The organism is Bacillota bacterium (assembly GCA_029961055.1).
In the GTDB taxonomy this organism is placed as follows: Bacteria; Bacillota; Sulfobacillia; order JAIMAT01; family JAIMAT01; genus JAIMAT01.
On record JASBVM010000019.1, the window covers coordinates 1 to 11,685 of the forward strand.

Annotated in this window: 16 protein-coding genes; all 16 read right to left on the reverse strand. The window is 68.9% G+C overall.

What is annotated here, in order from left to right:
• A partial coding sequence (locus QJR14_06440) for a hypothetical protein (protein MDI3317236.1) occupies window positions 1–248 on the reverse strand: 248 nt, incomplete at its 3' end.
• Window positions 241–696, reverse strand: a complete 456-nt coding sequence (locus tag QJR14_06445; GenBank protein MDI3317237.1) for a hypothetical protein — start codon at window positions 694–696, stop codon at window positions 241–243. The genes QJR14_06445 and QJR14_06440, both read right to left, overlap by 8 nt.
• A 14-nt stretch (window positions 697–710) precedes the next feature.
• On the reverse strand, window positions 711–842 hold the full coding sequence (locus tag QJR14_06450; protein ID MDI3317238.1) for a hypothetical protein: 132 nt from the start codon (window positions 840–842) through the stop codon (window positions 711–713).
• Window positions 839–3,994, reverse strand: a complete 3,156-nt coding sequence (locus QJR14_06455) for a glycosyltransferase (protein MDI3317239.1) — start codon at window positions 3,992–3,994, stop codon at window positions 839–841. The genes QJR14_06450 and QJR14_06455 overlap by 4 nt, the downstream gene beginning before the upstream one ends.
• A complete protein-coding gene (locus QJR14_06460) occupies window positions 3,991–5,121 on the reverse strand; it encodes a hypothetical protein (GenBank protein MDI3317240.1) in 1,131 nt (376 codons plus the stop codon). Before QJR14_06460 ends, QJR14_06455 begins: the two co-directional genes overlap by 4 nt.
• Window positions 5,121–5,279, reverse strand: a complete 159-nt coding sequence (locus QJR14_06465; protein ID MDI3317241.1) for a hypothetical protein — start codon at window positions 5,277–5,279, stop codon at window positions 5,121–5,123. Before QJR14_06465 ends, QJR14_06460 begins: the two co-directional genes overlap by 1 nt.
• A 275-nt stretch (window positions 5,280–5,554) precedes the next feature.
• Entirely contained in the window at window positions 5,555–5,689 is a 135-nt protein-coding gene (locus tag QJR14_06470) for a hypothetical protein (protein MDI3317242.1), read from the reverse strand.
• Between the two features lie 13 nt (window positions 5,690–5,702).
• Entirely contained in the window at window positions 5,703–5,849 is a 147-nt protein-coding gene (locus tag QJR14_06475) for a hypothetical protein (GenBank protein ID MDI3317243.1), read from the reverse strand.
• A gap of 208 nt (window positions 5,850–6,057) precedes the next feature.
• Window positions 6,058–6,339 carry a hypothetical protein gene (locus tag QJR14_06480; protein MDI3317244.1) on the reverse strand — a complete coding sequence of 94 codons (282 nt, stop codon included), beginning with the start codon at window positions 6,337–6,339 and terminating at the stop codon, window positions 6,058–6,060.
• Between the two features lie 234 nt (window positions 6,340–6,573).
• A complete protein-coding gene (locus tag QJR14_06485) occupies window positions 6,574–6,798 on the reverse strand; it encodes a hypothetical protein (GenBank protein ID MDI3317245.1) in 225 nt (74 codons plus the stop codon).
• Between the two features lie 317 nt (window positions 6,799–7,115).
• A complete protein-coding gene (locus tag QJR14_06490) occupies window positions 7,116–7,514 on the reverse strand; it encodes a DUF6166 domain-containing protein (protein MDI3317246.1) in 399 nt (132 codons plus the stop codon).
• 324 nt (window positions 7,515–7,838) lie between these two features.
• Entirely contained in the window at window positions 7,839–8,150 is a 312-nt protein-coding gene (locus QJR14_06495; protein MDI3317247.1) for a hypothetical protein, read from the reverse strand.
• An 890-nt stretch (window positions 8,151–9,040) separates the two neighbouring features.
• Entirely contained in the window at window positions 9,041–9,280 is a 240-nt protein-coding gene (locus tag QJR14_06500) for a helix-turn-helix transcriptional regulator (GenBank protein ID MDI3317248.1), read from the reverse strand.
• 1,014 nt (window positions 9,281–10,294) lie between these two features.
• A complete protein-coding gene (locus QJR14_06505; protein ID MDI3317249.1) occupies window positions 10,295–10,990 on the reverse strand; it encodes a zonular occludens toxin domain-containing protein in 696 nt (231 codons plus the stop codon).
• A gap of 3 nt (window positions 10,991–10,993) precedes the next feature.
• The gene (locus QJR14_06510; GenBank protein MDI3317250.1) at window positions 10,994–11,359 is read right to left on the reverse strand and encodes a hypothetical protein; all 366 of its coding nucleotides are present in this window, start codon (window positions 11,357–11,359) and stop codon (window positions 10,994–10,996) included.
• Window positions 11,360–11,470: 111 nt separating this feature from the next.
• Window positions 11,471–11,685: hypothetical protein (locus QJR14_06515; protein ID MDI3317251.1), on the reverse strand; the 215-nt coding region annotated here is incomplete at its 5' end.

Sequence of the window (11,685 nt, forward strand, 5' to 3'; positions counted from 1 at the left end):
CCCTCCTTGAGCAGCAGGTAAACGCCGTAGATAGCTCTAGCAACCACGACGATGCCGAGCAGCCCGGCCGCGGTGAGCAGGCTGACGACGGCGGCGTGCCAGCCCGGAGGCAGGTGCCCGACCCACCCCAGGTACTGACCCACGTCGAGCCCTCGACGGACCGATAGCGCCGCGCCGTCCAGCGCGTCCAGCGCCGCCTGAAGGATTGTCGTCACCGGGCCAAAGATGGCGTCGACGATGCTATGCACGGCGGCCCACCACCCTCACCGTGAGGACGGCCGCCGACAGCCAGACGCCCGCGGCGAGCACCCAGCCTACCGTGTCCAGACCCGGGATGGCCCGGGTCGCCTGGTCGAACGCCGATCCGAAGGGTCCCAGGCCGTACGCCGAGGCGTCGGGCGAAACACCGAAAAAGCTGCTGACGGTAGCCAGGATGCCCTGACCTATCCCCAGGATGAGGCGGAAGAAGGCCCCCACCACCTGGACGAGCAGCCAGAGGGTCTGCCCCAGGCGCTCGAACAGGTAGATGATCCCCGTGGTCAACTCGACCAAGGCGCCGAAGGTGGCGTTGAAGAGGTTTACCAGGGTATCCCGCAGGCTCCCGAACAGCTGAGCGAGCCAGCCGCCAACCTGGCCGAACAGGCGGCCGAGCCAGTCCATGAGGTTGCCGAACGCCTGTTGGAACCATTGCCACACGGCCGTTCACCCCCTCACCATGGCCGCTCGTCCGAACGGCGCGCCACGCCCAGCAGCGCCCGCACGGCCGTGAAGGCCAGGTTGGCCGCCAACACCGCCGCGAAGAGCGGCGCGATGATGCCGAGGACCGCCTGCGCATAGCTCATCGCCCCCGCATCCCCTCTCGAACGGCCCGTTCGCCCGTCGTGATGACGGCAATCACGAGGGCCAGGGCCAGGACCAGGCCGAGGATGGGCAGCAAGCCGGGCACGGTCCAATTGATGGCCTTCACCGGCGCCAGCGGGTCGGCAGGCTCAGCCCCGGCGGCCCATACCGTCACCGTGCAGTCGGCGGTGTAGCTCTGGCCGGAGGAGTCCCAGGCTGCCACCGTCACGACGTGCTTCTCACCCGTGTTCCAGCCCGCCGAGTCGTAGGTGTAGGAGCTCACGTTCGGGTCCAGCGTCACACCGAGGTCCTGGCCGTCCGCCAACACGGTGTAGTGATCGGGCGTCCAGCCGTTCGAGCCGGCTCCGTGCCAGCTGGCGGCAAAGCCGGTGCCCGCCGGCAGGCAGCTGAGCCCGTTGGGCGGGCCCGGAACGGGAGCCGGCGGGGGCACCGTCACCTGCACCGTGTTGGAGTCGGTCGAGCCCGCCGCGTTGGAGCAGCGCACGAAGTAGGAATGCTGCTGGCCCGAGCGGACGCTGGTATCCACATAGCTCGTGTTCTGGCCGACATGGGCGTAAAGAGAGCCGTCGCGGAACACGTCGCAGGAGTCGCCCGTGGGCTCCTGCTCCGTCCAGTCCAGCTCGACATGCTGGTAGTCCACGGAGCCCAGCGTCAGTGTGATGGGGCCCGGTAGGGGCATGGACGCCGTGGTGAAGGTGGCGGTCGCCTGGGCGCCGAAAACGCCGTTCTGACCTTCCGCCGCCACCGCTAGGGTGTACTGAGTTCCCGGCTTGAGGCCCGTAAGATGGTAGGATGTGGACGCCGTATCCGCAAGGAAGATTCCGTTAAGCCAAAGCCTGTAACCCAGGATGCCCGCGTTGCCCACGGCCGCCCAACTGGCATCGGCCGTACTCTGGCCGATGTTGGTGACCTGGAGCCACGCCGGCGCATCCGGCGGAGGAGGCGCCTGCGGCGTAGTGAACGTGGCAGTGCCCTCGGGGCCCGCGCCGGCCGCGTCCACGGCCCGCACGTGCACCGTGTAGGTGGTCCCGCCGGCCAGGTTCGCCCAGCTGTAGCTCGTGCTCGTGCCAACGCCTGTCCACGTCACCCCGTCGAGGCTGAGCTGGTAGGCCGTGGCGCCGGCGACGGTGGACCAGCTGGCGGTTGCGGAGTGAGGGCTCGTCGCGGCCGCCGTCACGTTCGGCGCCGCCGGTAACGTCCAGAATGACGCGGAGACCGGGGAACTCGTGTGGCCTGAGGAGTCCACCGCCACCACCTGCAGCATGTGCCACGTACCCGGCTGCAGCCCCGTGATATCCCAGGACGTGCTGCTCGTCGAACCGATCTGCTGGCCGTCCAGAGTTACCCGATAACTCGACGCACCGGAGGATGGGTTCCAGGATGCATGTGCGGAGGACGTTGTGATGGCCGATACGGAGAGTCCCCCAGGGGGTGGCACTACGGACCCGGCGCCGAGCGGGTCGGGCCCTGGGTCCTGGGCGAAGGCCAATGCCTCCGCGACGTTCACCCAGTTCCCGTCCGTGCGGCTGTAGGTGATCTTCACCCCGTAGTAGGAGACCAGTTGGCCGAGGTCGATTCTCAAGATGGCGTAGTACTTCCAGCCAGAGGCGTCCAGGACGTTGCTCGTCTTACCGGAGACGGTACCCAGGAAAGTGGCGTTGCCGTTGGCGTCCAGGCCGTACCAGCTAACGGTGTACGGGCTATTAGTGTTCGTGCCGATCACGTAGGTAACCAGGAACTGGAACTGGACTGGATTCGGCAGCTTGTATTGGACCGTGGCTTGGCTCGTCGTCGCACTGTAGTAGCAGCCGGTGCCCTTATAGAGATCGTCAAACATACAGCTGACCGGGGATCCCGAGTAGGTACCGCCCGAGAGGACCGATGCGGTGCCCCCGTAGAAGACGTCGCCGTCCGCCCAAGCCGCCGAAACCGACCTTTCTGGTCCGACCAACCCCAGGGACCCCAGGCCGACGATGATGGCCATGATCGCCGCCAACACGCCATGCGGCGTCGGTCGCCAGCTCCTGGAGCGCCAGCTGATGGCCGCCACCGCCCCGCATCCGGCCCAGAGGAGCTGATAGGCCGGCCAGGCCACCAGCCTGCTCCACTCCTCCCATCCGGCGCCGGTCGCGGCGAGCACCCAGGCCGCCTGGAGAGACAGCATCGCCGCAGGCCCGATGATGGCCACGACGGGCCCGACCCGCGCAGCCGACGCAGCTGCCGCGGCCCATCCGATCACGAGGAGGAGCGGCTGGAGGAGCTGGAGCAGCAGCTCCCACCGCCCGGGACGAAGGAGAAGGCCCGGCCCCTCCGCGAACAGGGTCTGCAGGGCGCCGCGCTGCCAGCGGACCAGCTGGCGCGCCGCGTCGGCCAGGCGGACCGGCTGCTCGTCTTGCACCGCCTCCGGCAGCAGCCGCACCTGGACGCCGGCCCGGGCCAGGCGCACCGCGTACTCCATGTCCTCCGTAACCGTCCGTAACTCCCTGAAGGGCACGCGCTCCAGGGCGGCCCGCCTCACCGCCCAGCCGGTGCCCATGAGGAGAATCGGCAGGCCAAGGAGGGCCCGGCCGCGGAGGAAGGACCCCCACAGGCGCCTCATCACCGCGTACTCCGCCGCGACCCAGCTGGCCCCGGCGTTGCTGGCGCGCACCTGGAGCTGCACCGCCTCGGCCCCGTCCGCCAGCGCCCGACCCATCGCTTCCAGCGCCCCGGGCTCGAGCTCCGAGCCCACGTCCACGACGGCGACCGCCTGCCAGGCGGGCCCAAGCTGGTCGATTGCCCATTCGAGCGCCGCGCCCTTCCCAGGCGGGCCCTCACGCCGGACCAGCACGCCGGCGCCGGCCCGGCAGGCCCGGTGGACGGTCCGGTCCGTGCAACGGTCCGCCACGACGAAGAGTCCCCATCGGCCCGGGTAGTCCTGCTGGAGAATGCTCCTCACGGTCCTGCCGATGGCGCGCTCCTCGTTATGCGCCGGTATGAGGACCGCGAGGAGCGGCCAGTCGCGGATCGGCCACTCGCCCAGCCGTGGCCGAGGCGGCCTGGCCGCCCAGGGCACCAGGCCGACGCTGCTGAGGAACCATTGCCAGGCCCACACACCGAGGAGGACCAAGCCGACCCAGCTCCAGAGGCTCATTGTGAGCTCACCGGCGGCTCGGGCGCCGTGGGAGGCTCCGGCTGCGTCGGAGCCGAGGGCTGAGTGGGAGCCTCCGGCTGCGTGGGCTGATCCGGGGCCGGAGCCGGGTCCGGCGCGGTCGGCTGGTCCGCCGGCGCAGGTGCGTCGGCGGGCATAGGAGCGTCGGGCTGGTCCGGCTGGTCCGCCTGCATCGGCGCGTCAGGCGCCTGCACCGGGTCCGGCGCGGCCGGCTGGTCAGGCTCCATGGGCTGATCCGGCTGGTCCGGTTGGTCCGCCGCCGCCGGCTCGTCCAGCTGCACGCCGGGCAACGGCTGAAAGTCACCGATGCTCGGCGGGCCAGGCGGAGCTGGCGTGGAGCCGGGGTCCGGGAAGGGCGGAGGAAGAGGAGCGCTCACCTGGCCGGTCAGCTGGGGCTGATACGTCGGCGCGCCCGGCGCGGGCATCGACGGGGCCGCCGGCAGACTAGGCTCGGACGGCGGAGCAGCGTTAGGCGACGAAAGGTAAGCCTGGAGACTGCCTATGGCGTTCTGCACCGCTTGACTCGCGGTGCTGATGGCGCCCTGGATCGCAGAGCTGGCGCTATTGATCGCCCCCTGGATGCCCGAGCTCGCGGTGGTGATGGCATCCGCGCAGGACACGTGGGCCTGGTCGAGCTTAGTCTGGATGGCCTGGCTCGCACTGTTGATGGCGTTCACCACGTCGTCCAGGGTGGCCCCTGTGGAGCCTCCTCCGCCGCCGCCGGACGTAGGGTTGCAGTACTGGCCGTCAGCCGGGCCGTACGAAACGGAGATTCCGGCGGAGTAGCCGCCCGCTCCGTCCATCGTCTGAGCGGTAACGGTGCCGCTGGCCGGCAGCTGAAGCTGGTCAATGTCGAGAACGGTGGTATATGGTGGCGCCAGGAAAGTGAACTGGTAACCACCTGGGTTGATCGTCACCAGGTAGCCCGTGTAGTCGGTGAGGGCCCCGACGCCCACCTGGAGCGTCCGCGGGCTCGTGCTCGTTGAGAGGGTCGCGCAGACCCAGGCCGGGTCAGGCGGACTCGCGAAGGCGATGGGCAGCCCGATAGTGAGGGCCGCCAGGACGGCGGCCGCCACACCCATCGCTTTCCTCCGGCGGTCCGGCCTCATCAGAACGTGCTGTCCTCCTTCCGGCGCCGCAGTAGATCGATAATCCCTCCGGCCACCGCGAACCCGATGATGAGCCCCACCAGGAGCCCGAGCAGGGGGTAGAGCGACGCCAGCAGGTTGACCGCGTCCTGCCATATCTGGCCGATGACCGGTCCCATGTCGAAGCTGAGTGTCGTCCCACCCCCTGCTCGGGCGAGGGCAGAAGCCCTCGCCCCACGCATTAGTGACGGCCGCGAGAGGCCGCCTTCGTCGAGCCGACGACGCGGTTGAAAATCCCGAAAGCCAACGGGATCGCCGCCAGGAGACCCAGGAGCGGCCAGAGCGACTGGAACGTGGTGCCGAAGGCCGACACGATATCCGGCACCGAGATAGGGATAGTCAGTCCAGCGACTGTCCACCTCACCCCCTTTCCAAAGAGTCAGGGCGCCGGCGCTCAGTCCTCGGACCTGCGCACGACGCCCAAGACTACCCTGAGCACCAGCCCGAGCAAGGCGATGCCCACGAAAGCCGCCAGGAGCGGGAAAAGCGACACCAGCAGGTTGTTGAAGACGTGCCAGCCTTCGCTCATCGCGCTTGAGAAGTCAAAACGTCCCACCGGACCCACCCCCCGCGGTCAGCTCCAGGAGGCCGTAGAGCAGGATACTGAGGACGGCGACCGTGGCGACCGTGTTCATGACCACGGGGCTCGAGAACCACCAGTCCAAGAAAGCGCTGAAGGTCGCCAGCATTTCAGAACCTCCTGAAGCTCCGCGGCCAGGAAAGAATCACGATTGCGAGCATGATCATATAGGCCGCCCACTCCGCGTAGGCCTTGACCAGCTGCCAGCCGGTCATCACGGTCCAGCTCGGGTTATCCAACAAGACGCCCACCGCCCGAGAGAATCCGCGCAAGGATCGCCAGCACCAGCGTTACCAGGCGGTCCAGCAGTTCGCGCATCACCAGACCCCCCTTCGGCCGAGGACCTGGTGCAAGGCCCGGGACGCGAGAAACACGAGGAGAGCCAGCAGGAGCAGGGAAAGCAGGAGCTCCCCGAACGTCACCTGATAGAGCACCCCGAACGTTCCGCCGGATGGCACCTGGAACCAGGAGCCGGCCGCATCGCCCAGAGTCCGGTCCCACAGGCTGAGCGCCCGGCTCCAGTCGTCCTGGATGGTCTGGAGGGCCGAGATGATCTGATTGAGCGAGTCCATGAGCTGCTGGAACTGCGCATCTGTCATCTCGGCCCACCTCCTCTACCGTCCTACCGTCCTACGGTGGATTGACCTTGGAGGCGGGCCGCGGAGTCGAACCGCGCACTCCGGCTGACAACGCCGGCGCAGGGACCGCGCCTGCTCGCCCGCACATCCCACTTGTCTCAAATTCTTAGAACAACCGTCAAGCGCAAAAAGTCCCTTATGGCAAAGTGGGCAGCTCCTTCAATACATTCCCTACGGGAATTGACGGACCCGTCCCTATCGGGCCGGGTCCTCGATCCTGAGAGCGCGGATTACAGCGGCCAGCTCGGGGTCCTCTTCATCCCGCAGCAGCTGGGCCCGCAGAAGAAGCTTCGCAGCTGTAGCGGCGCCCGGCCGGCGGGGGCCCCGGTCCGTGGGCGGCAGCAACTGCCGAAGCCGCCGGCGCACGCGTTCCAGCTCCGCCGCGAGCTCGTCGTCCACCAGCACCTTGAGTTGCCGCATCCGGTCCCCCCCGGAGGGGAAAATACCGCGCCGTGCAGGAGAATCCTGCACGGCGCGGCTCCCCTACATGTCGCGGCTAGGCCGGTGGATCCCGGTCCGTCCTCTCAACATGTTGCGATCGCCTTCCCTTTCCTCGCCACCGTCCAGCGTCCGGGCACGTTACCCAGTGAGGGATCCGCCCTCGTACCACCTGGCCGTCGTCGTTTACGATGGCCACAGGCTGCGGGTCCACTGGCGTCCACCGGCCGTGGACGGTCCGAATCCACAGAATCTCCCGCCCGCAGCTCTTGCACCGAGCCGGCGTGGGGGGCCGCTGTTCAGGCACGGGGAGCGGCCCTCCGGCCTTCCGGCCGCCAGCCGGCCGGCCGGCCCTGGTAGACAACCTCCTCGGGCTCGGCACCATCCGTCCGCGACAGGTCCAGCTGCTCGAAGCGGCGTCCCAGGAACGTGGGGCCTCCTAACCGCCGCAGCCAGGCCAGGATTTGCGCTCCCGTGAGTAGCCAGGGCCGGTCTTCTGTCCACTTCGCCACGAATTCCCACTTGAAGTCCTGGTGGAGCTGCTCCGCGAGCTTCCTGTCGCCCAGGAAGTCCGCCAGGATGCTCAGCGCCAAGTCCGCGGGCCCGCTCCCGCCGTAGCCCCAGCTGAAGCCGGTCGGCGAATGCAGGACCACGTGTCGCAGCGGCCGGCCGTTGACCATCACCTGCTGCTCCTCCACCGCATTCCCCTCCTCTTCGTCCGCGAGGCGGAGCTGGCGCCCGTGATTCGCCCCGCCGCAGCCGCACCGGCAGCGGCGCGACGTCGCCGTCCAACATCGCTCCCCACAGACCCTGCCCTCCTCATTCACCACCGACGACATGCCAGCCGCCCGGCTCACTACCACCACCCCCCTCCGCCGGCTTGTCCAGCCGCAGCCGGAGCCGGCGCGCCTCCTGGCGCTCCTCGCGCTGGCAGCGCGGGCAGAGGCCCCACCGCAGCCGCCGCAGCTCCGTTGACCGCCCGCACCGCAGGCAGGGGTGCAGGTCCCACCAGCCACCGAGCATCATCGGCAACCCTGCTCGCCCCCTCCCGTCCGGCCCATCTCACGGGCCGCCGCCAGCACGCGCCAGCCGGCCGCGTTGAGCCGCCACGCCGCGCTCGTCGGGTCCAGGTTGCCGAGAACCCGCCTCAGGAGCCCGTCCACGGCCAGTCTCCAAGCCGCCGCGCTCCTCCACACGGAGCTGGTCGGCCGCCACCACCGGCCGGCGTCCTGCTCCGCCGCAACTTCCTCCAGCACCTGCAGCTCTCCCGCGCTCAGCCGGCGGGCCAGCTCTCGCGCCTCCTCGAGCAGCTGCTCCTGCTCAGTCCGCTGCACGTCGTCTCCCCCTCTCGGATGCTGCTGCCATGACCCGCGCCAGGGCGGCCTGGAGAGACGCGCCAGCTGGCGCGTCTACTCCGGCGCCGGCCCGGCCTAGCGGCTCGTCCATGCCCGAGCCGCCGGCGGTCAAGGGCCGCGAAGCGGGGGCCGTAGGCCCTTTACCCTTGACCGCCTTAGGCGGCGAGGGCGCAACCTGGTGGTCCGCTAGGCCGGCGACTGCGACGGGCGGATGCCCGTCGCTTCCTCGTTTGGAGGCCCCCTTCGGGGGCCGCGACGCGCCGTGGCGCGTCGCTTCCGCCTCTGCGGAGCGGCCGTTGGCCGCTCCGGCCCCCCCCTGAAAAGGGGGGGGTTGGGGGGGGTTAACCCTCCTCCTTTTGACTGGTGGGCCTGCAACCACCGTTCCGGTGGTCCCAGCACCACCACTCGCACCGTCCAGCTCCTCTGCACTGGTGGTCATGGCACCACCACTTCCCGCCGTCTCGCGCCTAACTGGTGGTCCGAGCACCACCACCTTTCCGTCTGCCTGCACTGGTGGTCCGCTCACCGCCGCGCCAGCGCGGTCGCCCGCCAGCGTGCCCGCGCCTCTCGGATAGACCACCAGGTACACCGACCGCCGGCCAGGCTCCCGCCGCAACACGGCGAACCACTCGGGCACCTGCACCCGCAGTTCCTCGATATACCGGCGCACCCCGCGCTCTCGCTCCACCCCAGCCCAGGCGGCCACCTCGCGGTCGCCTACCTCCGCCTGCACCCCGCGCCGGTGGGCCGCCACCGCCAAGTACACGTGGAGGGCCCCAGGGCTCAGCTCGCCGCGGCCCCACTTGAGCAGCACTTCATAGGGCACCACGACGCCCCCTCGGTAACCTGAGTCGCGGATGCCGTCGCCGTCAGACCGCCGCACGTCCCGAGCGCTCCCACGCCCGGCGCGCTACCGCTGCCGCCAGTAGGGCGACAAAGCGCGCATGACTGATCCCCAGCTGGTCCGCTAACGCGGCCGAGCGGAACGCGGTGGGGACTTCCTCCCCACGCAGCACTCGGCTCAGGCTGGCCCGGCTCATCCCGCACCGCCGCGCCAGCTCCGCCAGGCTCACCCCCGACGCCACGGCCAACTGCTCGAGCTCCGTCATCTCCGCCAGCTCCAATCCCTCCCATTCGACCGGATACGGACAGGTTCGACGCGCATGCGGAGGTTCCTCCAGCGCGCGGCGGAGCATTCTCCATAGTCTTTCGGGGGCGGAGAACCCTAGCATGGACACTAGCGGGGTGATGCGCATGCGGACTTCCCTAGGGGAACGCCTGGCAGCGCTGCGCCAGGCGGCCGGTCTCAGTCGTCGGCAGCTGGCCAGCCTGGCCGGCCTGGCTGACCGGCACATCGGAGACATCGAAAGCGGCCGACTCTCGCCCACTCTCAGAACGATCGAACGGCTGGCATCCGCTCTTGGCTGCGAGCCGGCGGACCTCTTGGCCGGCGAGAGCCGACCGCCGTCAATGCTTGCGGAAGAGGAGCTGCGGCTGCTGGCGGTCTGGCGCACGTTGGACCGTCCGCGCCGCCAGGCACTCCTGACGTTACTCTCACCGCCGACTGCGGCTTAACCCGTGCACCGCGCACGACGTTGGCGTAGGACGGCCGATTCGGTCGCGGTGCGACTTAGGCATCACGTGGAACCGGCGGCCTCTCCTGGGGCCTTCCAGGGGCCTTCTAGCGGGTCTGCTGCTCCGTCGCGGCCGCCAGGACGGAGCGTGCGTCCCAGACGGCCCCAGACCCAGATGCGGAAGCTCGCGGTCGGCCTGGCCGCCGCTCCTCCTCGTCAGATCCGGTTTGACCCGCCCGGATGTCGGCCGCCGTCCAGGCCCGGCCTGGGGCCGAGCGCGGAGGCCGCAGCTCCGCGTCCGGATCGGCCTGGTCGCGGGTCAGCACGCCAGGTGTGCCGCGCTCGACGAGGTACAGGTGACGGTGCCCCCACCACCGCACTCGTGCCCGTACGCGCCGTCTGTCCGCCACCCGAGGCGCCCGGTCGAGCACGCCGAGCCCGAGCTGGTCCGCGAGCTGCCACACCACCCAAAGCACCTGGCGCCGGTGCCACCGCCGGGCGTAGCGAGCGAGAGTCACCTTGTCGGTGCTCGGGTTCAGCCAGAGCAGTTCATCCGGCGTCCACACGTGCAGCAGGTGCCTCCCATCCGCGGGGCCAGAAGGCCTCCGGTGCGCGCTTCCGACCGCCGTGGCGCGGCTGCGCGTCCTCCAGCTGGTCGAGGAATTCCACGTAAGCTTTCTCTGTCAGGGGAAACCGCATCGGACGCACCAAATAATAAGTGTCGTAAATTCCGTAGAACAGGGCGGCGGTCCGGTAGGGCACGAACCGACGACCCAGGTGTTTCTCCGTCTTCGGGTCCCACAACTCGTATGCGAAGCCCGACCGGGTTTTCCTGCACTCTATGAGAATGTCTATGTTATCGCGAATTCGCACGTCCACTTGATGCCTAATGCTCTGTGAGGTCAGTAGCAGCGTGATCCGAAGCTTGCGAAGGTACATAAGGAACTGGGTCCAATACCGCGCCTGCTTTCCGGCGTAGGCCCTGCTATCCAAATTTTGATGAATTTCGTCGAATACTACATAGCCACCGCCGCCGGCCGCGAAGTCTACCCAGTCCTCCTCCGTGGTCATCACGCGCAGCGTAAAGCCCGGGTTCAGGGCCGCATGTCGCGCCCAATATTCCGGGTGCATCTTGTAATTCGCCATGACCGGCAGCCCGCCGCCGGCCAGGCTGTAGCGCCAGGCCCATATCGTGGCCCCTAGGGTTTTCCCGCTCCCCATGCCGCCCTCGAAGCCGATGATCACGTTCTACACCTTCTTTTCCCTCGACGCGCTGGCGCTGATGCCCACGAACTTGTTGAAGAGCGCGATGGAGTCGATGGCGTCCAGGATCGGGCCCACCTGGCCAGTCAGACTGCGGTAGCGGAGTACGGCGTCGATCAGCGCGCCGAAGCGTCGCTCCGGCCCGCCCAGTGTCTCCAGCAACGTAAGCGCCCGCGCCTGGTCCGGCGTAAGCGCCACCAGGTGCGCCTCGACGTACCGCAGCGCCTCCGCGAAGGCGCCGCCTGGCCCGCCCGGCGCGCTCCATTGCGGCCCGAAAAGGTCGTCCATAAGTTGCTTCTCAGGGTCCGCCAGCGCCGTCCCCGGCGGCGCGTCCGGTAGATCGTTCGCCATGTGCTCGCCCCCTCATTCGCCTTTGTATCCCGACACGAGCTGAGGCCTTCGCCGCGGCGTTCGTGTTTGGGTCGTGTGCGAGGCCTCGTCCGAGTGCCAATCGTTCGTCTCTTAGTGCAGAATCGCAGCCATGAACGCGACGAAAAGCATCGCCATGCCCGCCAGCATCGTCCAGTTCGGCCGCGGGCGCTCCTGCCGGTCGTAATCGAAGACGGAGCGGAGCGTGATGCTCGTCCGCAGCTGGTCCAGGTGCTCCGCCAGCGGCAGCTGCTCCGGCGCCAGGCCGGCCAGGTAGGCCCGGCCGCCCTCGGGCCGGTAGTAGGCCC

Bases quoted from the DNA above. Each gene is read 5' to 3' on its own strand.
- QJR14_06465 (MDI3317241.1), bottom strand. From the start codon at position 5,279: ATGGGACCGGTCATCGGCCAGATATGGCAGGACGCGGTCAACCTGCTG.
- QJR14_06480 (MDI3317244.1), bottom strand. From the start codon at position 6,339: ATGACAGATGCGCAGTTCCAGCAGCTCATGGACTCGCTCAATCAGATC.
- QJR14_06455 (MDI3317239.1), bottom strand. From the start codon at position 3,994: ATGAGCCTCTGGAGCTGGGTCGGCTTGGTCCTCCTCGGTGTGTGGGCC.
- QJR14_06460 (MDI3317240.1), bottom strand. From the start codon at position 5,121: ATGAGGCCGGACCGCCGGAGGAAAGCGATGGGTGTGGCGGCCGCCGTC.
- QJR14_06500 (MDI3317248.1), bottom strand. From the start codon at position 9,280: ATGACGGAGCTCGAGCAGTTGGCCGTGGCGTCGGGGGTGAGCCTGGCG.
- QJR14_06485 (MDI3317245.1), bottom strand. From the start codon at position 6,798: ATGCGGCAACTCAAGGTGCTGGTGGACGACGAGCTCGCGGCGGAGCTG.
- QJR14_06475 (MDI3317243.1), bottom strand. From the start codon at position 5,849: ATGCTGGCGACCTTCAGCGCTTTCTTGGACTGGTGGTTCTCGAGCCCC.
- QJR14_06510 (MDI3317250.1), bottom strand. From the start codon at position 11,359: ATGGCGAACGATCTACCGGACGCGCCGCCGGGGACGGCGCTGGCGGAC.
- QJR14_06470 (MDI3317242.1), bottom strand. From the start codon at position 5,689: ATGAGCGAAGGCTGGCACGTCTTCAACAACCTGCTGGTGTCGCTTTTC.
- QJR14_06450 (MDI3317238.1), bottom strand. From the start codon at position 842: ATGAGCTATGCGCAGGCGGTCCTCGGCATCATCGCGCCGCTCTTCGCG.